A 23,853-nucleotide genomic window follows, 5' to 3' on the forward strand; every position below is an offset into this window, starting at 1 on the left:
CGCATGCCCGCCGCCCGTCAGCATGGCCAGGCGCTTGTACTAGGCATGCTGATCGTGGCCGTGGCCGCGACCTCCCTGGTGGTGCTTTACAACCTGGGCCAGACGGTTGAGGGCAGGGTGCGGCTGACGCACGCTGCGGATGCCGCCGCGTACAGCGGTGCGCTTGAGCAGGCGCGCGCGCTGAATGCAATTGCCTACGTCAACCGAACACAGATCGCGCATCAGGTGGCAATGGCGCATCTGGTCACGTTGGCCGCGTCGGCGCAGTACGGAGGCGCATTGCAGTCGCAACGCAACCGCGGCAACCCGCCGATGAGTCTGATCGCGATGTTGTTCGGGCCTGACATGGGGATTGCCTATGGGGCAGGGCGAGCGTTGCCGAGCGCCGAGGCACGACTGGCCAGCGCCTTCGCGCAGCACGACCGTGCCGTGTATCAGGTGTTGGAAACGGCTGCGGCGTCCGCCATGTCGGAACTGCCCGCATCGCGCGACCGTGTCATGCGCAAGGTGCTTGCCGCCAACTTCAGTGAAGCCGACGGCAGTGAAGCAGGTGGCCGTAAACCAACGGGTGCGCAGGGGTTGGCGCTGCAGTTGTTGTCGGATGCGTGGCCGGGCTTCATCGAGCGCCAGGCCGCTACCCGCAAATCGGGTCTACGGCCGACCGTGGAGCAGGCGGTCGAGCGTTACGGGTTCTTGAAAAAACGCAATGAAACACGGCGCAATCCTTGGCCGGTCAGCTTGCGATGCCCGCTGTATCGGCATGAGCTGCGCCGCCGCGGATCGACCTGGCTTGGGCCGGATGGGCGCTGGGGAGCCTTGGACACGCAGTCGTTCCATGCCCTGCGATCCAATCGATGGATCGGCTGCTACTTTCGTGAATACGCGATGGGCTGGGGCACCGCGCAAGGCCAAAAGAGCAAGGCGCCTGAAGGCGTGGATTACGTTGAAGAACCGCCCGTCGATTTTTCTCAGGAAGATTTCTGGCGGTGGGTGGAGCAATCGACGTCGTGGGACATATTCAGCGGCGTCACCAATCCCATGGCCAATTCGTATGCGATGGCATCGGCACAGCGATGGCCCGGCCGGGGCTTGCCTGCTTATCGCGAGGTCGCCGCGTCGCGGGTGCGGGATCCGTTGCGTTTCGCGGTCAGGGTGAGTCTGGCGGGCGCCGTGTTGAAAACCACTGACGCGGACAGCGCGCTGGCGGCGCCCACCGGCTTGTTTCGCTATGCCGGGCTGGGACGCACCGACGGCATCACGGCGACTAGCGCCGCCGAGACCTATTTCCTGCGTCCTGAACAACGTGCCGATGGCCGTGGCGAATTGGCCACCCTGTTTCGGCCTTACTGGCAGGCGCGTTTGTCCGCGGTCCGATCTCAGGAAGTCCTGCTTGCCGGGAGGTCGCCATGACGATGGAAAGGGGTAGGGCGCGACGCTTTGATCGCCAGCAAGGCCAGGCAGCGGTGGAAGCGCTGTTGCTCTTGCCGTTGATGGCCGTGATGGTCTGGGCGGTGAGCGGAATCGGCAGCTTGCAATTCGCGGCGCAGCAAATGTCGCAGGCGAGCCGCAAGGCGGCGATGTCAAGTGCGCTGGGGCAGCCGTTGCCGTCATCGTGGTCCCGAGCATCTTCAGTTATGACAAGCCAGGCCAAGGCGTTGCGGGGCATCGCGCCGCTCCGCGTGAGCGCGTTGCAGGATGAATGGTTCGGCGTGGGCTTGCAGTTGCTGACGGTGAAGGCGCAGACCATGCCGACCCCGGGCAGTGGCGAGTTGGCGCCGTCGATTACCCGGTTGACCCGGGTGGCGATCGGGGCCGGGCATGCGTACGGGGATGCGGATGCGCAGCGCCGGATCGGCAATGCGCCGACGGCTTGGCGGCAGGCTGAAAAGGCGTCGCTGGCGCAGGCTCGACGCGTGGGAGTGCTTGCGCAACGCATGGACGGCCCTTGGGGCCGATCAGCGGTGTCGATGGACTGGCTATCCGCGTGGGCGGACCTGGTGCCATCAGACCGCTTGGGCAAACGTGGAGGGTTGATTCGATGAGTGCGTACCTGCTTCCCTGGTCTCGCTGGAAAAGGCGTGCCCTTGTAGGGTCGCGCCGCTTGATGCTTGCAGGCGGATTGGTGGCCAACGCAACGGCGTTGGCTCCCGCAATGGCCTTAGCGACGGATGGGATCGGGACGAAGCCTGCCGCAGCGTCCTTGAGCCGGTTGCGCTTTCCTGAAGGTTCCCGGCATGCGGTGCTGGCCGAACGTTTGTGGCTGTACGGCCAAGCCGCGCAGGTCGTGGTGTTTGATGTGCCGATGAAGGCGCCGGATCTGGTGCGCGTCCTGTCCGGGCAGCAATCCGCATTGGCGGATTTGAATGTGTTGCCCGGCCAACTGATCCTTTCCGGGCAGATCGGTGATGAGCAATGGGTGGCGCAGATGGAAGATGCCGGCCCAGGGCGTACGGTCGGCAGTATTTCTTCGCTGCGTCTACGCGCCTCGCCTGCATCCCCCGCCCCTGCGTGGTTGCCGGAAGGGGCACGGCTGCGCTTGGATGTTGCCGTCATGGATAAGAACGTCAGGGTGTCCGAGCGGATCTGGCAACATGCGATGACGCCCACGCGGATGATGTCCTTGCTGGACACGGGCCTATTGCGGGAGGGGTGGCAGCGTTTGCGGGGGGACGGTGATACCCAATCCTGGGCGCGAGGTAGCCAGCGCCTGCAGGTTTCCGTGGTGCCCCTTGATACCGGCAGCGGTATTCGCGTCAGGGGGTGGGCATCGTGAAGGCCCTGCTTATCCATGGCATGCGGCGGTTGCGCCGTGTGGGCGTTTATGGGCTGGCGTTGGTGGCTGGCCTGGTGTCGGCGTGGGCGGTGCGCGAGCACGTGCAGCAGCGGGTTCAGGCCCTGGAGGCGCAAGCGCGCACGCCCGTCGTCGAACGCCTGGTCGCAGCCTATGACTTGCCCGCGGGCACTAGTCTGGAAGAGATGCATCTGGCAGTGCGTGAAATCCCCGCGCAGTGGGCATCCAGCGCAAGCCTGGATCCGCTGGATCTGAGTAGCCTGCTTGGCGCAACCCTGGTGGCGGACGTGGCGCATGGCGAACCTTTGCTGAAGACTCATCTGACCTTTACGGCGCCAGCGCCCGCGCTGGCGTCGCGGCTTCGGGCTGGCCAGCGGGCGCTGACGGTTGCCGCCGGCGATTTGGGCGGCTTGGCCGAGATGCTGCGCGCTGGCGATCTGATCGATATCTACGTGAGCTTCTCTCATCGCCAGCGCGAGCTCACCGTTCCGTTGCTGCAGGGCATGCGGGTGCTGACCGTGGGCGCAGAGACCGATCCTGATGGCTCCGGCGCAGGCAACATCACGTTGGCAGCCGATCCGGACGAAGCGGTTCGCTTTGTCGCAGCCAGACAATCGGGAACCCTGACGGCCATGCTGCGTCATCGTGACGATGCCGGGGCGGTGAAGGCATCGGCCCAGACGGATCTGGCAACGCTGGTCGGGCTGGATCCCGAGCCTGAACCCATTCCCGGCGTGGCCATCCTGTACGGGGACCGGGTGGATGCGCAGGCCCTCGTTGCTCCCGCCGGGCACGCCGCAATGGCCGGCTTCGAATCGGGGCGGCCATGAAACGCATCGTGTTGATCTTCGGCGCAGTGTGCCTGTCCCTATGGGGGGCGGTAGCCTGGGGCCAGATGGAAGTGCTGGAGCTTCAAGTGGGCGAAACCCGCGTCTTGCCGCACCCCGGCGTGAAGAGGGTGGCCATCGGCAACGGGCAAGTGCTGAGCGCCGTCGCAGCGGAAGGCCGAGACGTCGTGATCTTTGCCCGGGCGGAAGGCGTGTCGTCGGTGCACGTCTGGACCGCGAAGGGACGGACGACGGCCTACGAATTGCGGGTGGTCGCCGCTGGCGCACCGCGCCTGCGGGCCGAAGTCGAAGCGTTGCTGGCCCGTATCCCCGGTGCGCGCAGCACCAGCGTGGGAGGCCGCATCCTGATCGAGGGCGACGACTTGTCCGACGATGACCGAGCCCGCATCGCCGCCTTGGCGGAACGCTATCCCGCCGTTCTGGATTTTACCGGGCAGGTGGGGTGGGACCGCATGGTCTTGCTGGACGTGCAGGTGGTGGAAATACCCACCTCCCGATTGCGCGAGTTTGGCGTGCGCTGGGACGGCGTGACGCAAGGAGGGATGAACGCGGGCCTGGCTTGGGATGCGGGGGCGCTTGGCCGGATGACCCGGCCGGGCGAATCGGTGATTGAAACCGCCGGGCCGGTATCGGCCGCTGCAGGTTACTTCGGCGTGAATGCGCTCTTGTCCGCCCGTATCGCCGCCCTGGCACAAACCGGCGAGGCCGTGATGCTGGCGCAGCCGCAACTGCTTGCGCGCAGCGGTGCCAGCGCGACCTTCCTGGCGGGTGGCGAGGTGCCCTACGTGTCCACCGATGCACGCGGCAATCCTACGACGCTGTTCAAGCCGTATGGCGTATCGCTCAGCATCACGCCACGCATCGACCGCAATGGCGTCATTCGGTCCTTGATCGAGGTAGAGGCCAGTTCCGTGGATTCCTCGCTGAGCGTGGCGGGCGGCCCGGCATTGCGCACGCGCCGAGCATCGACCGAGTTCAACGTGCGGTCGGGCAATACGCTGGTGATTGGCGGCTTCCTGTCGCGCGAGAACACCGAGGAGGTCAGCGGGTTGCCCTGGCTGCAGAACATTCCGATTCTGGGCGCATTGTTCTCGTCTCGGCGCTATCAACAGCGCGAAACCGAGTTGGCGATTTTCGTCACGCCCAAGATCGTGTCGCAAAGCGAACCTGCTTTGGCAGAGCGCGTACGTCGTGGCCGCGAGGTCCTGGACGCCACGTTCCCGGAACCCCCTCGGTTGGGCACGGCAGTGCCGTCAGTGGCAGGCGGTTGGGATCCCTATTCGGGGGCTGGGTCTCAATGGACATCCCGCGACGACACGACTCGAACCCTTCTTCGTGAGTAAGGCGATGCTTGATATTGAAATGACTTTCGAAGATGCCGGCGTTCGTCGTTTGGCTGCCGCGGCGCCGGTGTTGATCGGGCGGGGGGCGCAATGCGGTCTGCGCATCTCGAACTGGCGAGTCGGGCGGCAGCACGCCCGCCTGGTGCGCGAGGACGCGAATATTGTCCTGGAAGACCTGGGTACGCTGGCCGGCACGATGGTCAATGGCGTGCGAGTGGTGCGTCATGCGCCGGTACTGCCCGATGACGACATCCTGATCGGCCCTTGTCGCTTGCGGGTGCAGTGGGCCTCATCCGGTGCCGTTCCGCCGGCCGATGCGCAGGCAAGAGAACCGCACGATCTTGTCACGCTGATTGCTGCGCAGCCAGCAAACGCCGCGCAGACGTCGACACCCGCGCAGCCTGCACCGCCGCAACGGCTTCACGAGCGGCTTCAGGAACGGCGGCGCTTGCACGGCGCGTTGCTGGAGGGGCTGGATTTACGCCGGCGCGATGTGGCGGGCATGAGCGATGGCACGTTGCGTGCAGAGGCCGAACGCTTGCTGACCCAGATCGTTGCCAAGGATGCGGATTTGGCCAGCGATGTGGACAAGGCGTCGTTGTGCCGCGAGGTGCTGGACGAAGCGGTCGGTCTGGGGCCACTTGAGCCTTTGCTGGCGGCGCCTGACATTACCGAAATCATGGTCAACCGCTACGACGAGATCTATGTCGAGCGCGCAGGGCGGTTGTGGCGGCATCCGGCGGCCTTCACCAGCGAGCAGTCCGTACGTTGGGTGATCGAACGCATCGTGACGCCACTGGGCAGACGCATTGACGAGAGCTCCCCCATGGTGGACGCCCGTCTGCCGGATGGGTCGCGCGTGCACGCGATCATCCCGCCGGTCGCCATGAAAGGGGCAAGCCTGACCATCCGCAAGTTTCCGCAACGCCGGCCCAAGATGGCCGATCTGATTGCGGCGGCGTCGCTCAGCGAGGGCATGGCGCAATTCCTCGCGCTTTGCGTGCGGATGCGCAAAAGCCTGGTGGTGTCGGGAGGAACCGGTTCCGGCAAGACGACCTTGCTGAACATCCTTTCAAACGAGATTCCGGACGGCGAACGGGTCGTCACCATCGAGGACGCGGCGGAGTTGCGCCTGAACCACGATCACCTGGTGGCCCTGGAGGCACGCCCCGCCAATCAGGAGGGGCGCGGACACATCGATATCCGCGAACTGGTGCGCAACGCGCTGCGCATGCGGCCGGACCGGATCGTCGTCGGTGAGTGCCGGGGCGCCGAGGCATTCGACATGTTGACGGCCATGAACACCGGACATGAGGGTTCGTTGACGACCCTGCACGCGAATTCTCCGCGCGATGCCCTGGGCCGGCTGGAATCGATGATTCTGATGGCGGGCCTGGATCTGCCCTTATCCGCCGTGCGTGAACACATTGCTGCCAGCGTGGATCTAGTGGTGCAGCAGGCCCGGTTGGCGGATGGGCGGCGCGTGGTGATGTCGATTGTGGAAGTCGCGGGAATGGAAAGCGGTCGTATACAACTGCTGGAACTCTTCCGGTATGACCGTGCGGCGGGCTTTCAGGGATGTGGCGCGTTGCCCGGCTTTGCCCGGGAATGGAGTGATGAAGGCGTGTCCTTGGACCCTGCCTGGTTTACGGAGGCCAGGGGTACGCCGCCCATCGCGACGAACGTTGCGCAGGGCTTGGCATGATCTGGCTGGCTGCGGGCGGCGCGATGTGTTGCGTGGCAATTCTGGCCTGGCATGCCCAGGGCTGGTTCACGCCCGCCTTGCGCCGCTACCGCGAGTTTTATACCCAGGATGCCGGCGTTCGCCTGAGTGAAGTGTTCTTGTTCATCGATCCCGCGCAGCTATGGGCGGCCGCGGTGGCGTGCGCGCTGCTAGCGGCGGGGCTGGCGTTGTCTTTGACGGGCAGCGGCGTGGTGGCGGCCCTGGCGGCAGGGCTTGCATCCCGGGTGCCCCGCTGGACGGTCGATAGGCTGCGACGAAGGCGAGCGGATCGCTTCGAACAGCAGTTGCCGATGGCGTTGCTGATGTTGGCGTCGGCCTTGCGTGCGGGTGTCGCGCTGGCGACGGGATTGCGGCACGTTGTGGAGCAGAGCAGCGCACCGCTGGCGCAGGAATTCGGTTTGATGCTGCGAGAGCAGCGCATGGGCGTGCCGTGGGATGCCGCGCTAGAGAACCTGCATGCCCGGATGCCGGCAGATTCCACTTCGCTGGTGGTGGCCGCCATGCGGATTGCCGCGCAGACGGGCGGAAACCTGGCCGAAGCACTGGAGAGCATTGCGCAGACCTTGCGGGCGCAGTTGCAGTTGCAGGCGAAGTTGCGGGCGCTGACGTCCCAAGGGCGGTTGCAGGCCTGGATCGTTGGTGCGCTGCCTTTGCTGCTGCTGGCGGTGCTGGACCGGCTGGAGCCGGAAATCATGGGGTTGCTATGGCATACGCCGATGGGGTGGGGCGTGCTGGCCATCGTGGCGGTGCTGGAAACCGCCGGGATAGTGTTGATCCGGCGCATCATCCGAATCGATATCTGATCCCTCAGGGATTTCGATCCCGGCTAGGTCATCGAAGGAGGCCGCAATGTGGTTGTACCTGGGTATGTTGACGTCGGCGTTGGGTGTTGGCTGGCTGACGTGGTTTGCCCTGCGCCCGCTGCTGCGGGGCGAGCAGGATGCCGCCGCCGCGTTGCCGTGGTGGTGGCGGGCCGCCTGGCCCTGGGTGTCGGCAGTAGCTCCTTGGGTGGGGCCATTGTGCTCGTGGCGCTTGCGCATCCGGTTGACGCGGGCGATCGAGCAAGCTGCTTTGCCGGCTGGGGTGAGCTATGCCCACATGGCGGCACTGTGTGCCAGCGCTGGCGCAGGCGCGGGAGGACTCGCCGCGGCAATTGCGGCGCTTGCCGATCCCGCGCCCTTGGCCTGGGTGCCTTGGATGCTTGCCGCAGCATTGGCGGCCGGTGTGGCCCCTGGGCTCTGGCTACGCGGCCTGGGGGAAAAGCGCCGCCGCAGCATCGAAAGGGATTTGCCCTTCGTATTCGACATGATGACACTGTGCGTGGAGGCGGGCTTGAGCGTCCAGGGTGCACTGCAGATGGCCGCGCAAAGCGGTCCGCGCGGGGCCCTGCGGGACGGACTTGCCGATGCGTTGGCCGAGATGCGTGCAGGAGTTTCCAGGGCGGCGGCGATCAAGGCCTTGGCCGACCGTTGCAATAGTCCGCTTGCGCGGAATTGGGCCGCCGCCTTGGCGCAGGCGGAATCGTTGGGCATCAGCCTGGGGCCGGTGCTGCGCGCGCAGGCCGCGCAGTGCCGCAGCGACCGCCATGTCCGGGCAGAGCAGTTGGCCATGCAGGCGCCGGTGAAGATGTTGCTGCCCCTGATCGGATGCATTTTTCCCTGCACTTTCATCGTGCTGGCGTTTCCGATTGCCGTCCAGCTGCTTCAAAGCGTGCAATGAACGGCCGCCCTGTATTGCCGTTGGACCGGTTGAGACTTCTACGTGTGGCGAGCTGGTGCGGCCGGATGCGTGGCCTGCTTGGCCGCCGGCCGCCTGGGCGGCGGTCCGGCATCTTGCTGACGCCGTGTGCCGGCGTGCATACCTTTGGCATGCGCTACGCCATCGATGTGGCGTTCGTGTCGCGGGATCTGCGGGTGATGGGCGTACGCAGGGCGCTTGCGCCCTGCCGCGTTGCCCTATGCTTCGGCGCTGTGGCCGTTGTCGAGATGCGAGCTGGCGCGATCGATGCCGAATACGGAGGTATAGGCAGGATAGAAGCTGCAATACAGAACGCCGCCCGCCGCGATGTTGAACGGGATTTGCAGCGTGCCGGCGAATTGGGGCGACAGGCCCATCGTGACCAGCAAGCCGGCGCACAGGTCAATGAACAGGAACACCAGGGCCCACGTGGCGCCGTACACCAGGAAGGGCCACTTGTTGCGCCAGCAGGCGATGCCGGAGAAGAACAGCGCCTGGATCAGGCGCAGACCGTGCCAGGCCACCAGTACCGGCGCATGCCAGAACAGCGCGGCAATCACGACGTAGATGATCGCGAAGATGGTCAGCGGAACACGCATGGCCATCAGGATGGGATCCAGCGAACGTTCAACGGACGCGATGCGGTAGGCCTCGGCCATCGAATCCATGAAGGGCAGGAAGGTCAGCAGGCCGGCCACCATGCTCAAGCCCGCATACAACAGGCCCATCAGGAACAGCTTCCGGAAGACGCCGGGTTGCTTCAGGGGCTTGCCCCACATGGATGGCAGCATTACGCGGTCGGCATCCACGTGCTTGCACGCGGAAAGCGTCATGAGGGTGATGATGGGCATGAGCGCCACGACCAGGATCGGTCCGACCGGGGGCGTCGCGCTGGCGAAGACGACCAGAAGGCTGATGAACATGGCCCAGGTGAACATGGCCAGAGGTTGTTTGCGGAACAGACGGAAGCCGTCTCGGACCCAGTGCCAGCCGGATGTCGCGGGTAGGAATGCTGCTTGCATGGCTCTCTGAAGGGGTGATCTCTCAAAAGGGACGCGCTAACCCCATTATGGGGGGCATAACGGTTACGGCAATATTGGCAAGCCCGGGCGGTGGCGTGCTTGCAACACTCTTTCGAAGTGCCGCGGGTCGTGAGGTTTAAGCGTTTGAGCTGGCCGGGGCAGGAAAAAGTCGTACAGACGGGAGACCCAGAAGCGTAGCGCGGCGGCGCGCAGCATCACGGGCCAGACCTCGCGTTCGGCGTCCGTAAACGGCCGGACCTGGGCATAGGCGGTCAACCAGGACTGCACCAGTTCGGGGATGAATTCCCCGGTGTCGCGGTCGATGCACCAGTCATTGACGCTGACCGCCACGTCGAACAGCCAGGTATCGCAACCGGCGAAGTAGAAGTCGATGATGCCGCCCATCAGCGGATCTTCGAACGTGCCGGCGAACAGCACATTGTCGCGGAAGAGGTCGCAATGGGCCGGGCCGGTCTGCAGTGCCTGCCAGGCGGGGGTGTTCACCGCAGCCTCTTGGGCAGCCAGTTCGGAACGAAGCAGTTGGGCTTGGCCGGCGTCCAGGAACGGCATGACCTTGGGAGCCGTTTCCAGCCACCAGGACAGGCCGCGCAGATTGGGCTGGTGGATGGGGAAGTCCTGGGCGGCCAGGTGGGCGCGCGCCAAGGTGGCGCCGGCGAGGGCGCAATGGGCGGCCCCGGGAGCGGGTTCGTAGCCGCCGGGCAGGCGCGAAACGATGGCGCAGGGCTTGCCGTGCAGCGTCGTCAGGCGCGTGCCGTCACGCAAATTCTGGGGCTGCGGCACCGGGATGCCGCGCTGGGCCAGGTGGTACATCAGTTCGATGTAGAACGGCAGTTGGGCGTGCGTGAGAACTTCGAACAGCGTCAGGACGTATTCGCCCTGGGTCGTGTACAGGAAGTAATTGGTGTTCTCGATACCGGCCGTAATCCCTCGAAGCGAGACAAGCTCGCCCAGGTCGAATTGCGCCAGGAGGGCGCGCGCGTCGTCGTCGGAGACGGGAGTGAATACGGCCATTGATATAGAGGGGTGAGGGGGTTAACGGACGCTTGGCTACGCCTGTGCGGCGGCGGCGGCGCAATTTTAGACCACATAGCGGGCGGGGTTACGGTGATCGGCCGGACGCGGGCGCATTCGCCTGCCGGACATAATGCCGCTAAGCCCGTAAAATACCGCATCCCCTTGTTTTGTAGAGTGATTCTTGGACTCCCCCGACTGGCGGCTGTGCGTCGCCCCGATGATTGACGTGACCGACCGCCACTGCCGCTATTTCCATCGGCTGCTGGCCCCCCGCGCACGCTTGTATACGGAAATGATCACCACGGGCGCGCTGCTGCACGGCAGCGTTTCGCGGCACCTCGATTTCGACGAAGCCGAGCATCCGGTCGCCCTGCAGTTGGGTGGCAGCGAGCCCGACGCCTTGGCGCAGTCCGCCAAGCTGGGCCGGCAATGGGGCTATGACGAGATCAACCTGAATTGCGGGTGCCCTTCGGAACGCGTGCAGAAGGGCGCTTTCGGGGCCTGCCTGATGGCGGAACCGGCGCTGGTGGCCGACTGCATGAAAGCCATGCAGGACGCCGTGGATATCCCGGTCACCGTCAAGCACCGCCTGGGGCTGGACTACGAGGAATCCTACGCGTTCGTCCGGGATTTCGTGGGCAAGATCTACGACACGGGATGCCGGGTCTTCATCGCCCATGCCCGCAATGCGGTGCTCAAGGGCCTGTCGCCCAAGGACAACCGCGAAATTCCGCCGCTGCGCTATGACGTGGTCAAGCAGCTGAAGGTGGACTTCCCGGATTGCACATTTGTGCTGAATGGCGGTCTTGCCGATGCCGAACAGTCTGTCCGGGCTGCGGACGAGTTTGACGGCGTGATGCTGGGCCGGGCCGCTTGGCACACCCCGCGCGTGCTGTCCGAAGTGTCGTTGCAGTTGTGGCCGTCCGTACGGTTGCCCAGCGACGCGCAAGTGGTAGATGCCATGACCGAATACGCGGCGCGCCAGGTTGCCAAGGGTGTGCCGTTACGCGTGATGACCCGGCCAATGCTGGGCCTGGTGAACGGGCAGTCGGGCGCGCGCCGCTGGCGCCGCATGCTGTCGGATCCGGCGCTGCTTGCCGCCAATAACCCCGAACTGATCTATGACGCCTGGCGTAGCCAGCGGCAGGCGCCAGAAATGCGCGGCGCCGCATTCGAAGCGGCGCCGGCAGGGGTGTAGGCCAAAGAGATAGCGACTGCGGCGGGCGCCGCGGGGCTGTCCCGGAACGCGGTCAGGTCTTGGCCGGTTCGGCGCTTTCCGTGGGCCAATCGCGGATGTAGGCCTTGAGCATGTTGTTTTCGAACTGCTGGGCCGCCACGATGGCTTGGGCCATGTCGTAGAACGAAATCACGCCCATCAGGGTCGGGCCGTCCATGACCGGAATGTAGCGCGCGTGCTTTTCCAGCATCAGGCGCTGCACTTCGTCGGCGCTGGTGTTGGGCGACACGCTGACCGGGGCGTCATCCATGATTGAACGGATGGTCGTTTCGCCGGCCCCGCCATGGGCGTGCATGTGCCGGATGATTTCGCGGAACGTGAGCATGCCGGTCAGGGTGCCGAATTCCATGATCACCAGCGAACCTATGTCCTGCTCGCTCATGGTTTGCACGGCCTGGGACACAGGCATGTCGGGCGACGCCGTATAGAGCGTATCGCCCTTGACGCGCAAAATCTCGCTGACCTTCAACATCGGTTCCTCCTGGGCGGACTACGCCCGAATGCATTTGCTATTTCTTGTTCGCTTCCAATTGCAATATTGGAGCGATTCCATTTTCGGTATTCTGCGCTTCTCCGCACAGTTCTTCCAGCGTAGGCGTATTTTGCTGGGAAATTACGGCGGAAGCGACTCGCAATATCTCGGGATCGTCGCGGACGCGGCGCTGAGTGCGGTCCAGCAGGAAATTGTCCACGACCGGCGCCAACGAGGTTTCGCGCGCATCGCAGGTCAAGACCCAGTTGTCTTCGGGGCTGCGCGTGGCCAGACCCATGGTGTTCAGCGTTTCCAGGACCTCGTTCAATTCGTCCTGGTGCAGGTGCAATTGCGAGGCCAGCTCATTGGCGGGCAAGCCGGGCGGATTGGCGGACTGCACGCGGCGCAGGGCGCGCAGCGCATCCAGGGCGTCGACGAATTGCGCGCCTGCGTAGCGGTTGATCTCCCAGCGACCCAGCCGGATCAGCGGTGCGCTGGAGGCCAGCGTGGCGCCCAGCAGCACGGCCAGCCACGACAGGTAGATCCACAGCAGGAAGATCGGCAGCGTGGCAAACGCCCCGTAAATGATGGTGTAAGTGGGAAATCGCGTCAGGTAATAGGCAAACCCGGATTTCATGATTTCCAGGACGATGGCCGTTACACAGCCGCCCACCAGCGCATCGCGCCACAGCACTTCGCGGTTGGGCACCACGACGAACAGCGCGGCAAAACCCAGCGCGGTCAGGATCAGGGGGATGAAGGATATGGCGACGCTGATAGCTTCGGGCACGTCCGCCACCAATCCCAGCGATTCCCGGGCCACGAAAGAGGTGGCCCACAGGCTGGCGCCCGCCAAGACGGGCCCCAGCGTGATGATGGCCCAGTACACCAGCGCCCGCTGCGGCAGGGGGCGCTGGCGCGACACGTGCCAGATGTCGTTGAAGGCCTGGTCGATCGTCATGATCAGCAGCAGGGAGGTCACCAGCAGGAACGCACCGCCAATGGCGGTCAGGCGAGAGGCCTGGCGCGCGAACTGGTTCAGGTATTCCATGATGTTGTCCGAGACGGACGGCGGCATCAGGCTGTTGGTCAGGAAGTCTTCAAGGGCGACGCGGAATTCCTGGAATACCGGAAACGCGGTAAACAAGGACAGCACCACGGCCAGCATGGGCACAATGGCCAGGACCGTGGTGAAGGTGAGGCTGGAGGCGACCTGAAGCAACTTTTCTTCGTTGGCGCGCTGCACCGTGAACCGGAAGACGCGTCCGGCCCTCGCGGCCCATGAAGAGCGCGAAGTCGAGGGCTCGGTGGCCGCCGGCGTAGCGGCGACAGGCTCGGCGGGGCGATTCATCAGGCGATAATAGCAGCATGAACCCTGAACTCAACCCCCGTTTGCGCCTGCTGGCCTCGGTTTCACTGTTCGCCCTGATCGTCTTGTGCGTCACCTGGGAAACCGTGGTGGCGCCGGTGCGGCCGGGCGGTTCCTGGATGCTGCTGAAAGCGCTGCCCCTCGCGTTTCCTCTGCGCGGCATCCTGCGCGGCAACCTCTATACCTATCAGTGGGCATCGATGCTGTCGCTGCTGTATCTGATGGAAGGCACGGTGCGCGCCATGTCGGATCCGGCACCGCTCTCCGTGCTGATGGCGTGGGGCGAGATCGTCCTGTCGGCCACTTTCTTCCTTAGCGCCATTTTCTATGTGCGCCCCGCCAAGCGGGCCGCCCGGAGCCAACGCGCATGACCTCTCATTCCCTGTCCGAACTGCATGCCGTCAATTCATTTGCGGCACTGCCCGAAGCGTTCTATACCCGGCTGACGCCGCAGGGGCTGAACCATCCGCGCCTGCTTCACGCCAATGCCGAGGCGGCAGCGCTGATCGGGCTGGACCCCGCAGTGTTGTCCACGCCGGAATTCCTTGCTGTGTTCTCTGGCTCGCAGCCCTTGCCCGGCGGGGACACACTGGCGGCCGTCTACAGCGGGCATCAGTTCGGCGTATGGGCCGGCCAGTTGGGTGATGGGCGTGCCCACTTGCTGGGCGAAGTCGAAGGGCCTGACGGCGGTTGGGAACTGCAATTGAAGGGCGCCGGCATGACGCCGTACTCGCGGATGGGCGACGGGCGGGCGGTGCTGCGTTCCTCGGTGCGGGAGTACCTGGCCAGCGAAGCCATGCACGGGTTGGGAATCCCCACCACGCGGGCGCTGGCGCTGGTAGGGTCCGATGACCCGGTCATGCGGGAAACTGTCGAGACTGCCGCCATCGTGACGCGGATGTCGCCCAGTTTCGTGCGGTTCGGCTCTTTTGAACATTGGTCGTCGCGTCGCCAGCCTGAGTTGCTCAAGACGTTGGCGGATTACGTCATCGACCGCTTCTATCCTGAATGCCGTGAATCGCCGACGGGTGAGCCCCTGAGCGAAACCGCGCCCTACATCAATCTGCTGCGCGCGGTCACCCGCCGGACGGCGCTGTTGATGGCGGACTGGCAGGCCGTGGGCTTCTGCCATGGCGTGATGAATACGGACAATATGTCCATCCTGGGGCTGACGCTCGATTACGGCCCCTATGGATTCATGGACGGCTTCCGTCTGGGGCACGTCTGCAATCATTCGGATTCCGAAGGGCGCTATTCCTGGAACCGGCAACCGTCGGTGGCGCTCTGGAACCTGTACCGGTTGGGCGGCAGCCTGCATGCGCTGGTGCAGGATGTCGAGGGCCTGCGCGCCGTGCTGGACGAGTTCGAGGCGGTTTTCACCCGGGCTTTCCACGACCGCATGGGCGCCAAGCTGGGCTTGGCCGCCTGGCGGCCCGCCGATGAGGCGCTGCTAGACGACCTGCTCAAGCTGATGGACGCCAATCAGGCTGATTTCACCTTGTCCTGGCGTCGCCTGGCCGACGCCGTGCTGGGTGAGCGTGCCGCGTTCCAGGATCTGTTCATTGACCGTCAGGCCGCCGCCGCCTGGCTTGACCGCCTGCTGGCCCGCCACGCGGAAGACGGCCGGCCGGCTGAGGAAACGGCCCAGGCCATGAACCGTGTCAATCCGCTTTACGTCCTGCGCAACCATCTGGCGGAAGAGGCGATCCGGGCGGCAAAGGCCGGCGATGTGAGCGAAATCGATACGTTGATGAAGCTGCTGCGGGCGCCGTTCGTAGCTCAGGCAGGGTATGAGCGCTATGCTGGGCTGCCGCCGGATTGGGCGGGTAGCCTTGAAGTCAGCTGCTCTTCTTGACGCGTTTCAGCGGTAATCGCAACAAAACGCATACCAAGATCTTGTGATTTACATGAAAAACGGGTGAAAGAGAGTGAAATATCGCGGTTTTTTTCACTGCAATCATTCGTTTCCATTGTAAATCTCGTAAGATTGTCGCCTGCGGGACACTCGGGATGGCTTGCTGCATCCTTGGGGCATTTGTCGACAATTTTCAATATAAAGCACTCTGAATATGCCTGGCGCAGATGGTTTGCTATGTATCGGTCTGCTTGAGGATGATGCCGACTTCCGGGAGGAGTTGGCATTAGGCCTGGGCGGCTATGGTTTTCGGGTGGCGTTTGCTTGTGACAATGCTGCGGCGTTTTATCGCCGCCTGCAGGAGCAGCCGTGCGACATCGTTATCCTGGATGCGCACCTACCCGGTGAAGATGGTTTTTCCGTGGCGACCCGCCTGCGGGCATTGAGTCCGGTAGGCATTGTCATGCTGACCGGGCGCAGCGCCCTGGAAGACCGCGTACGCGGCCTGGAAGGCGGCGCGGACGTCTACATGACCAAGCCGGTGGACCTGCTGGAGCTCAGCTCCGTCATCCGTAGCCTGGCTCGGCGCATGCGTCTGGCCAAGGCGCCTCGTCCGGCAGACGCGGAAACGCGTGCCTCGGCGGACAGTACCTGGTCCTTGCAGGACGGTGGGTGGATTCTGGTGGCACCCGACGGCGCTTCCTTACACCTGAGCGCCCAGGAACGGACCTTTCTGGTGGCGTTGATGGACGCGGCGGGAAGCGCGGTCAGCCGCCAGGTGTTGGCCGAACTCTTCCTGCCGGACAGCCCGGGCGGCTTCGAACTGCGCCGCATTGACGTGCTGGTGAGTCGTCTGCGTGCCAAAGCGCAAAGCGCCGGCCTGAAGTTGCCAGTGCTGTCGGTGCGTGGCCAGGGCTACGTTTTCGCCGCCTGAGCCGCGGGCGCCGCCTGACGTTCCCCGGCGTTCCCGCATGCCCGGCTAATTTGCCCGGGCCTGGGCCTCAGCGGCCTGGGCGGGCAGGGTGATGATGAAACGGGTGCCTACCCCGACCTTGCTTTGCATGGTCAGCGAACCGCCCTGGTTCTGGCAGATGCGGCGCGCCAGATACAAGCCAATGCCCATGCCCTGGGTTTCGCGGTGCGCCGAGCGCCGGAAATGGGGCTCGAAGATGCGAGCCTGTTCCTCTTCCCCGATCCCTGGGCCGCGGTCAATGACAGCCAACCACGCCATCTGCACGCCGTCGGAACAAGTTTGGCCGGTTTCGATCCTGACCGCCTCATTGGCGGGGGAATACTTGATGGCGTTGTGGATCAGATTGCGCACGACGACGCTGGTCAGCGGGCGATCGCAATAGACGGGCAGGTTGCCGCTGCCTTGAATCATCAAGGCATGCGCCGTATCAGGCTGCATCGCCGTCACGACATCGCGAGCCAGCTCGGCCAGATCCGTTTGTTCGCCGCGTGGAGTCCAGGCCTGCTCGCCCAGGCGATCCTGATTCAGCAATTGGTCCATCAGCTCGGTCATCCGGGATACCGAGCGGTGAATGCGGGCCAGCCGGTTGTCTACGGCCTCGCCGCTGTCGGACAGGATCATGTCCAGCGATTGGGCGGCCGCGCTGATGGTGGCCAGCGGCGCGCGCAGTTCGTGGGAAATCAGCGCGTTCATCTGGCGTTGCGTGTCCAGGGCCCCAGCCAGTTCAGCCAGTCGCAGTTCGCCTTGGGCCACGTGTTCCACGTCGGCCGGGTCATGTCCTGGGCGGCCTGTGACGGCGCGCAGCGGGGATTGGCGGGCTAGCGCCAGGCCCAAGAGGGCGCCGCCCACCAGCAGCAGGCGCGCCATTTCGATGGGCGTGCCTGCCGTATCGGCACCGTTGGATTGCCAGGCATCGTGTCCCAGCATCCATGCCGACGCCGCATAAGCCCCCGTCAATGCCAGCGCCACGCCGCGACCGCTCTTCTGCAGGACGGCGCGCGCCGCGAACCAGATGGCAAGCGGGATGCTCAGTAGCGCGCACAGTCCGGCGATCAGGGCTGGAATCGAGCCGTTGTCGGTTTCATAAACGAAGATCAGCGCCAAAGCCGCCACGGCCGCCAGTGCGATGCCCAGGCCGCGGCAGGCCGCCGCCAGCCTCGAGGCGTAAGGCAGGCCCGACAGCAATGGGGCGGTCAAGGCCAACAAGGCCGCAAAGGATCCCGCCTGCAAGGCGCCGGGTGGTAGCAAATCGGGCAATGACCGGAACAGGCCTTCGATCAGCATGAAGGCCAGGCCGGCGCCATAAACGGATGCGCGGGTGTATCCCCACGCGACGGCGCATGCCAAGCCGCCGGCGATGGCGACGCCGGCCGTCAGGCCAAGCTGGATGTCCTCGTAAGAGCCGGTGAGGCCATAGCCCAGAACGGCACCCGGCCAGAGCAGGCCGCAGGACAGGGCGCATAGCAGCGCTTCAAACCGCGATAACGCTGCCCGCGGTCCGGCATTGGCATGTCGCGCACGCCGATGGCGAAAACGCCAGCGGGTGCGAAGAAACAATCCTTCCGTCAACTAGGAACCCATTGGTGATCCGGCGCGAGGTCGCGCGTTTGCGAGAAGTTTACGACAGCCCCGCGTATTGCGCGGACACCGAGGCTTTCAAGAATGCTCTGGGTGGCCGAGTCAGGGACGTCTTCAGCGTAGACGGCCATGTCCAGCGTCGTGGCGGTGGCCACCACGGTGGCGGCCAGGTGCTGGCTGCCCGGACTTTGCAGCAGGCCGGTGATGAAACTGCCGCATAGCTTCAAGTAAGACACCGGATACTCGTGCAGGCGTTCCATGGCGCCGAACTGTTGCGACAGTCGCGCAATGCCCGTGCGGGCCCCTGCTGCAGTGACGATATCGCACAGCTGGCGCAAATCGCCACCTTGTTCGACCAGTCCCGCGGCGTCGACTTCGATGATCAGGCGTGTAGTCAGGGCAGGGCGGTCGGCAAGCATCCTGTCCAATCTGGACAGGAAGGAGGTTTGCGCCAGCGAAGCCAGCGACACCGGAACGGTCAGGGCGCCGGCGTGGGTGAACAGCCAGTCCAGGCCCAGGCGGATGGCCTGAATGTCGCACTCCGCCGATAGGCCCAGCCGGACGGCGGGCGGCATGAAGATCGAGGCCGGCACGGGATCTGCGCCCGTGGTGTCGTGCAGCGTCAGGCTGGCTTCGTGGTGCAGCAGCGCGCCGGACAGGGCGTGCAGCGGCTGGATCGTCAGGGAAAAGCGATGCTGCTCCAGGGCAGTGGCCAGGGCATCGTGCCAGCTGTACTCGCCGATACGGGTGCTGTCGGCGGCCTGGCTGGCCGGCTTGATCTGATCGTCGTCGGCGCTTTCGGCGCACATCAGGGCGTGGTCCAGGCGGGCCAGCGTATCGCTCATGTTGTCGCCGGGGGCGAAAGCGGCCATGGCCAGGGCCCAGCGGCACCAGCCGTACTTGTCCATCGGGACACGCAGCGCACGCAGCTCGCGGCGGACCCGTTCGGCCAGCAGGCTGGCTTGGGGCGCGGAGGTGCGCGGCATCAACAGCGCGAAGTCCGAACCGCTGATGCGAGCGATCTGCGTCGACTGCCCGCCGAATTCTGCCACCAGCTTACGCAAACGGTCTGACGCCGAACGCAACCATTGGTCCGTGAAGGCGCGCGACAAGTGCCGGTTGATCTGGGCCAGATCGCGTTGGCGGAACATCAGGATATGGCCGCCAGCATCCGGGGTCTTGTCCGTCAACGCCAGCCGGAACTGATCCACGAAGTATTTACGGTTGTGCAGGCGCGTGACGGGATCGCGATAGATCTCGCTTTGCAAGGATTCGATCTTCGCGTTCTGTTCTTCGACCGTGGCGGCAACCCGGCGTTGCGCATCGACAAGGGCCTGGTCTACCCCCGCCAGTTCACACGATCCTATGAGCGCAGTGCTGTTGCCCGGGTCAAGGGTACGCACGCGTTCGCAGATGTCGCGCGAGGTCCGGACTTCGATCCACCGGACCAGATTCAAGGCGAATAGTGCCCAGAACACCCCCGCCACCAACACCAGCCCCAAGATCCTTACGCCGCCTTGCCACAGCGTGTCGCGCGCCAGCCGCGTATCTGCCTGCACGGTGACGGTGCCCCGGACACTGCCATCGGCCGACGTGAAGGGACGCGACACGGCAGGCGCTTGCACGCTTAGCCAGGCGTTGCGCCAGTCCCCATCCCGGCTTGCGGCGCCCGGTCGCTTTTGCTGCTCGGCAAGGACGGCTCCCCGATCATCTGCAATGCGGACCAACGCATACAGGCCCTGTTCGAAGAGTTCGTCCGCCAGCGCCGTCTGTTCGACGGGGTTGGCCGTAACATGGGAGAGTGCCCATGCCAAAGCACTGGCGCCGCCTTCGCTTTGCTGCGCGAGTTGCGTATTCAGATAGCGGTGGGCGGCAAGCATCCCCAGCGCCTGGGCGCCGAGCAGGATGAAGCCGATCAGGAGGGCTGTACAAAAAAGTAATCGGCGAAATGTCGACATGTGTTCGGGGTTCCCTTTTTGGACGGCAGGCCAGCTCGCGTGGAGGGTTGCCGGGCGGCCGATGAAAGGGGACATCGGGCAGCGAACGTGCCCGACGGGAAAAAACCTGGATAAGAAACGTGACACACGTTACTAATACCTCAGTGGCGCCGCTTACACTGTAATTCGGCATGTCACAGAACGTACAGAATATTACGAAATACGCTACGACATCAGACAACCTGTGCAATTATTTCGAGCGTGATAATTGCTCGCTTGAGAACTATTGAGACAGGGCGTATTAATTTTTGGGCTTTGGCTGTCGTAGTAAGGGTAGGGCATGGATCTATGGATCGGCCAGCGAACGCTATCCAGGGACCGTTATGACCATCCACGAGCAATCAGAGAGCCTTAGGATTTCAAGGAAAAGAGGCGCGTTGCCTCTGAAGTGTGGCGTTTTTTTGCGAAAATAATGCATAATTTAAAAAATGTTACAGCCCTTGGGTTCTTTCTCGGACCGCAACGCCAGGGGTTTCTAGATAGGGGGCTCCGTGCGTGAGAGTTACCTGCTCGCACTGTGCCTGACGCTCGCGGGCGCACTTGCGGCGATGAGCGTGTTTTTCGTCCGCAGGGAACGTGCATTGCGTGGGCGGCTGACGCGTGACGAATTGACCGGCGTCCTGAGCCAGCAGGAGCTGCATCGCCGCGCGCGCGCCTGGCTGGCCCAAACGGAAGGGCCGGCACGCCGGGGCGCCTTTTTCCTGGTCAGTTTCGAACAATACGCCGAGATCAGCGCCATGCTGCGCGCCGGCGAAGACCAGTCGCTGCTGGTTCAGGTGGCCAAGCGTCTGGGCCTGATCACCCGCACCTTGGGCGGCATGGTCGCGCGTACCGGCATCGACAGCTTCACCCTCTGTGTGCCTGAAGTGGACGAAGTGGGGGCGGCGCAGGTGTCGGCCAAGCTGCTGGAAGACCTGAGCGCTCCGTACGAATTGGGGGGGCGTCCCCTGATTGCCGTCTTCCGGGTCGGGGCCGCGTTGTATCCGGACCACGGGCGCACTGTGGAAGAAATGCAACGTTGCGTGCAGGTGGCGATGGTTCCGCTGAAAGAGCGGGGCGGCCCCGGTTGGAATCTGTTCGACTTTCGGCTGCTGGCGCGGCACCGCGATCAGCAGGGCCTGGAAAACGACTTGCGCCTGGCGCTCACCACACCCGCCATGGAGCAGTTCGAACTGTTCTACCAACCCGTTTGCGATAGCGGGACCGGCGTCGTGCAGGGCTGCGAGGCCTTGTTACGATGGCATCACCCCGTGTTGGGCAGCGTGTCGCCGGCAGTTACCATCGAATTGGCCGAACGCAGCGGGCTGATTGTTCCCTTGGGCGCCTGGATTCTGGAGCGGGCTTGCTCGCAGGCCGCCCTGTGGCCCCCAGCCTGGCGGGTGCATGTGAACCTGTCGGTCAAGCAGATGAACGAGGACGGGCTGGTTCAACTGGTGACTGATGTGCTGGCGGCCACGCGGCTATCGCCCAGCAAATTGGTGCTGGAGATCACGGAATCAATCTTCATTCTGCACTACGAGCGTCACGTCAAGATTCTGAACACGCTGCGCGCCAAAGGCATCGGCGTGGCGCTGGACGATTTCGGTTGCGGCTATTCCAGCCTGAATCACCTGCGCCACCTGCCCATCGATTGGGTGAAGATCGACCGAAGTTTCATTTCGGCGCTGGAGTCCGATGCCGGCAGCCGTGAAGTCGTCTCCGCGCTGTTCGGACTGTGCCAGGCGATGCGCCTGCCCGTTGTGGCCGAAGGCGTCGAAACCGAAGGGCAACGCGAAATCCTGAAGTCCCTGGGCTGCAGGGAAATGCAGGGTTATCTGCTGGGCCGCCCCGCGCCGGCCTCGGAAATCCAGGCTTTGGCTTCGGCGGTGTCATAATCGGGGTTGCTCGCAAATCCGACCTGTTGACTTCCTATGCCCGGCAATACCCTAGGTACTCTCTTTACCGTCACGAATTTCGGCGAATCCCACGGGCCGGCCATCGGTTGCGTCGTGGATGGCTGTCCCCCGGGACTCAGCCTGGACGCGTCCGACATCCAGCTTGAACTGGACCGCCGCCGTCCTGGCACCTCGCGCCATGTCACGCAACGCCAGGAGGCCGATCAGGTCGAGATTCTGTCCGGCGTCTACGAAGGCGTCACCACGGGTACGCCGATCGGCCTGCTGATTCGCAATACCGACGCGCGCAGCAAAGACTATTCGAACATTGCAGACACCTTCCGCCCGGGGCATGCCGACTACGCCTATTGGCGCAAATTCGGCGTCCGCGATCCGCGCGGCGGCGGCCGCTCGTCCGCGCGCCTGACCGCACCCACCGTGGCTGCTGGCGCCATCGCCAAGAAGTGGCTGGCCGAGCAGTACGGCGTGAAAGTGCGCGGCTACATGAGCCAGCTGGGCCCGGTCGCGATCCCGTTCCTGTCCTGGGATGAAGTTCCCAACAACCCGTTCTACGCGCCCAACGCCGAGGTCGTTCCGGAACTGGAAGCCTATATGGACCAGTTGCGGCGTGACGGCGATTCGGTCGGCGCACGTATTGAAGTTGTGGCAGAAAACCTGCCTGCGGGCTGGGGCGAACCGATCTACGACCGCCTGGATGCCGACATCGCGCACGTGATGATGGGCCTGAACGCCGTCAAGGGTGTGTCCATCGGTGCGGGCTTCGACTGCATTGCGCAGCGCGGGTCTGAACACGGCGACGAGATCACGCCCGACGGTTTCCTGACCAACCACGCCGGCGGCGTGCTGGGTGGCATTTCAACGGGTCAGCCGATCACCGTGTCCCTGGCGATCAAACCGACGTCCAGCATTCGCGTCGAGCGCCGTTCGGTCAATCGAGCGAACGAACCGGTCATGGTGCAGACGTTGGGCCGGCACGATCCCTGCGTCGGCATCCGTGCCACGCCCATCGCCGAAGCCATGCTTGCGCTGGTGCTGATCGACCATGCGCTGCGCCATCGCGGCCAGTGCGGCGATCCGCTCTGACACGCGGGCGTTCCCGCCATCGTCTGCTGGAGACCGACATGAACCGTAAACGTCATCTATTGCGCGGCACGGCCGTGGCGCTTGCGCTGGCGGCCCTGGTTGGCTGCACCGGCATGAACACGACACAGTCCGGCGCCATCGGCGTCAACCGGACGCAATATATGTCGAGCCTGGTGCCCTCACAAGCGCTCGAGCAAGAGGCCAGCCAGCAGTACACCGACATCCTCAAGCAGGCTCAAGCCAAGGGGCTGCTGGACCGCGACGCGCAGCAGGTGGCGCGGGTTCGCGCCATTTCTCAACGGCTGATCGCGCAGGCAGGCATCTTCCGGCCGGACGCTTCCGGCTGGAAGTGGGAAGTTCACGTGCTGTCCAGCGACGAGATCAACGCCTGGTGCATGCCCGGCGGCAAGATCGCCGTCTATACGGGCCTGCTCTCCAAGATCAAGCCGACCGACGACGAACTGGCTGCTGTGCTGGGCCACGAAATCGCGCACGCGCTGCGTGAGCACGCCCGCGAACGCGTTTCGCAGCAGATGGCCACCAATCTGGGATTGCAAGTGCTGTCGATCGCAACCGGTTCCAACGCCGCGTCAGATCTGGGCGGGCAACTCACAAGCGTGATGTTCACGCTGCCCAACAGCCGCACGCACGAGACCGAAGCGGACCGCATGGGCGTGGAATTGGCTGCTCGGGCGGGCTATGATCCGCGTGCCGCAGTGACGCTGTGGCAGAAGATGGGGGCGGCCGACAGCGGCAACGCGCCGCCGGAAATCCTGTCCACGCACCCTTCGGCCGAATCGCGCATCAGCGACCTGCAGGCTGCCGCGCAGCAGGTGCTTCCGCTGTATCAGCAAGCCAAGAAATAACGCGGCCC

General features: G+C 64.4%; 21 protein-coding genes and 1 pseudogene. 16 read left to right on the forward strand and 6 right to left on the reverse strand.

The window, feature by feature from the left end; all coding sequences use genetic code 11:
• Positions 1-45: 45 nt before the first annotated feature.
• The 9 genes and pseudogenes from AC3WMU_RS28995 to AC3WMU_RS29035 all read left to right on the forward strand — a co-directional run.
• Entirely contained in the window at positions 46-1,410 is a 1,365-nt protein-coding gene (locus AC3WMU_RS28995; protein ID WP_280029113.1) for a hypothetical protein, read from the forward strand.
• Entirely contained in the window at positions 1,407-2,042 is a 636-nt protein-coding gene (locus AC3WMU_RS29000) for a TadE/TadG family type IV pilus assembly protein (RefSeq protein ID WP_427937088.1), read from the forward strand. Before AC3WMU_RS28995 ends, AC3WMU_RS29000 begins: the two co-directional genes overlap by 4 nt.
• Before the next feature lie 158 nt (positions 2,043-2,200).
• Positions 2,201-2,773 carry a hypothetical protein gene (locus AC3WMU_RS29005; RefSeq protein WP_280029116.1) on the forward strand — a complete coding sequence of 191 codons (573 nt, stop codon included), beginning with the start codon at positions 2,201-2,203 and terminating at the stop codon, positions 2,771-2,773.
• On the forward strand, positions 2,770-3,621 hold the full coding sequence (gene cpaB, locus AC3WMU_RS29010; protein ID WP_100220382.1) for a Flp pilus assembly protein CpaB: 852 nt from the start codon (positions 2,770-2,772) through the stop codon (positions 3,619-3,621). The genes AC3WMU_RS29005 and cpaB overlap by 4 nt, the downstream gene beginning before the upstream one ends.
• A complete protein-coding gene (locus AC3WMU_RS29015; protein WP_492283346.1) occupies positions 3,618-4,982 on the forward strand; it encodes a type II and III secretion system protein family protein in 1,365 nt (454 codons plus the stop codon). Before cpaB ends, AC3WMU_RS29015 begins: the two co-directional genes overlap by 4 nt.
• A gap of 4 nt (positions 4,983-4,986) precedes the next feature.
• A complete protein-coding gene (locus AC3WMU_RS29020; protein WP_427937092.1) occupies positions 4,987-6,687 on the forward strand; it encodes a TadA family conjugal transfer-associated ATPase in 1,701 nt (566 codons plus the stop codon).
• Complete coding sequence (locus AC3WMU_RS29025; protein ID WP_280029120.1) at positions 6,684-7,529, forward strand: type II secretion system F family protein; 846 nt, start codon at positions 6,684-6,686, stop codon at positions 7,527-7,529. The genes AC3WMU_RS29020 and AC3WMU_RS29025 overlap by 4 nt, the downstream gene beginning before the upstream one ends.
• A 46-nt stretch (positions 7,530-7,575) precedes the next feature.
• Positions 7,576-8,445: a type II secretion system F family protein gene (locus AC3WMU_RS29030; protein ID WP_315136951.1), complete on the forward strand. Its 870-nt coding sequence runs from the start codon at positions 7,576-7,578 to the stop codon at positions 8,443-8,445.
• 65 nt (positions 8,446-8,510) lie between these two features.
• Positions 8,511-8,672 (forward strand): annotated as a pseudogene (locus AC3WMU_RS29035) (DUF192 domain-containing protein); the annotation flags it as partial.
• Positions 8,673-8,681: 9 nt separating this feature from the next.
• Here the strand turns inward: AC3WMU_RS29035 and AC3WMU_RS29040 are convergent.
• Both AC3WMU_RS29040 and AC3WMU_RS29045 read right to left on the reverse strand, forming a co-directional pair.
• Positions 8,682-9,485 (reverse strand): BPSS1780 family membrane protein, encoded by an 804-nt coding sequence (locus AC3WMU_RS29040; protein ID WP_248293273.1) that lies wholly within the window; start codon positions 9,483-9,485, stop codon positions 8,682-8,684.
• Between the two features lie 63 nt (positions 9,486-9,548).
• Positions 9,549-10,517: a homoserine kinase gene (locus AC3WMU_RS29045; protein ID WP_492283347.1), complete on the reverse strand. Its 969-nt coding sequence runs from the start codon at positions 10,515-10,517 to the stop codon at positions 9,549-9,551.
• A 184-nt stretch (positions 10,518-10,701) separates the two neighbouring features.
• Between AC3WMU_RS29045 and dusA the strand changes: the two genes are divergently transcribed.
• Complete coding sequence (gene dusA, locus AC3WMU_RS29050) at positions 10,702-11,718, forward strand: tRNA dihydrouridine(20/20a) synthase DusA (protein WP_280029127.1); 1,017 nt, start codon at positions 10,702-10,704, stop codon at positions 11,716-11,718.
• A 52-nt stretch (positions 11,719-11,770) separates the two neighbouring features.
• Here the strand turns inward: dusA and AC3WMU_RS29055 are convergent, their stop codons facing one another.
• Both AC3WMU_RS29055 and AC3WMU_RS29060 read right to left on the reverse strand, forming a co-directional pair.
• Entirely contained in the window at positions 11,771-12,229 is a 459-nt protein-coding gene (locus AC3WMU_RS29055; RefSeq protein WP_035212863.1) for a CBS domain-containing protein, read from the reverse strand.
• 37 nt (positions 12,230-12,266) lie between these two features.
• Positions 12,267-13,580 carry a YihY family inner membrane protein gene (locus AC3WMU_RS29060; RefSeq protein WP_035212862.1) on the reverse strand — a complete coding sequence of 438 codons (1,314 nt, stop codon included), beginning with the start codon at positions 13,578-13,580 and terminating at the stop codon, positions 12,267-12,269.
• A 17-nt stretch (positions 13,581-13,597) separates the two neighbouring features.
• On the opposite strand from AC3WMU_RS29060, the gene AC3WMU_RS29065 reads away from it, so the two are divergent.
• The 3 genes from AC3WMU_RS29065 to AC3WMU_RS29075 all read left to right on the forward strand — a co-directional run bounded on the left by AC3WMU_RS29065 (position 13,598) and on the right by AC3WMU_RS29075 (position 16,387).
• Positions 13,598-13,969, forward strand: coding sequence for a DUF2069 domain-containing protein (locus tag AC3WMU_RS29065; protein ID WP_006223948.1), 372 nt, complete (start codon positions 13,598-13,600; stop codon positions 13,967-13,969).
• Complete coding sequence (locus AC3WMU_RS29070) at positions 13,966-15,453, forward strand: protein adenylyltransferase SelO (protein WP_280029129.1); 1,488 nt, start codon at positions 13,966-13,968, stop codon at positions 15,451-15,453. Before AC3WMU_RS29065 ends, AC3WMU_RS29070 begins: the two co-directional genes overlap by 4 nt.
• Positions 15,454-15,667: 214 nt before the next feature.
• Positions 15,668-16,387 carry a response regulator transcription factor gene (locus AC3WMU_RS29075; RefSeq protein WP_035212861.1) on the forward strand — a complete coding sequence of 240 codons (720 nt, stop codon included), beginning with the start codon at positions 15,668-15,670 and terminating at the stop codon, positions 16,385-16,387.
• A gap of 45 nt (positions 16,388-16,432) precedes the next feature.
• Here AC3WMU_RS29075 and AC3WMU_RS29080 read toward each other — a convergent pair whose 3' ends face one another.
• Together AC3WMU_RS29080 and AC3WMU_RS29085 are read right to left on the reverse strand one after the other, a co-directional pair.
• Positions 16,433-17,983: a sensor histidine kinase gene (locus tag AC3WMU_RS29080; RefSeq protein WP_492283348.1), complete on the reverse strand. Its 1,551-nt coding sequence runs from the start codon at positions 17,981-17,983 to the stop codon at positions 16,433-16,435.
• Positions 17,984-17,991: 8 nt separating this feature from the next.
• A complete protein-coding gene (locus AC3WMU_RS29085) occupies positions 17,992-19,884 on the reverse strand; it encodes an EAL domain-containing protein (protein ID WP_492283349.1) in 1,893 nt (630 codons plus the stop codon).
• Between the two features lie 665 nt (positions 19,885-20,549).
• Here AC3WMU_RS29085 and AC3WMU_RS29090 point away from each other — a divergent pair.
• From AC3WMU_RS29090 to AC3WMU_RS29100, 3 genes are read left to right on the forward strand one after another with little or no spacing between them, the layout of a single operon-like run.
• Complete coding sequence (locus AC3WMU_RS29090) at positions 20,550-21,875, forward strand: putative bifunctional diguanylate cyclase/phosphodiesterase (protein WP_006223943.1); 1,326 nt, start codon at positions 20,550-20,552, stop codon at positions 21,873-21,875.
• A gap of 36 nt (positions 21,876-21,911) precedes the next feature.
• The gene (gene aroC, locus AC3WMU_RS29095) at positions 21,912-22,979 is read left to right on the forward strand and encodes a chorismate synthase (RefSeq protein ID WP_088591654.1); all 1,068 of its coding nucleotides are present in this window, start codon (positions 21,912-21,914) and stop codon (positions 22,977-22,979) included.
• Between the two features lie 38 nt (positions 22,980-23,017).
• Positions 23,018-23,845: a M48 family metallopeptidase gene (locus tag AC3WMU_RS29100; RefSeq protein WP_006223941.1), complete on the forward strand. Its 828-nt coding sequence runs from the start codon at positions 23,018-23,020 to the stop codon at positions 23,843-23,845.
• Positions 23,846-23,853: the final 8 nt, after the last annotated feature.

This window comes from Achromobacter sp. FW305-C-13, assembly GCF_058783475.1.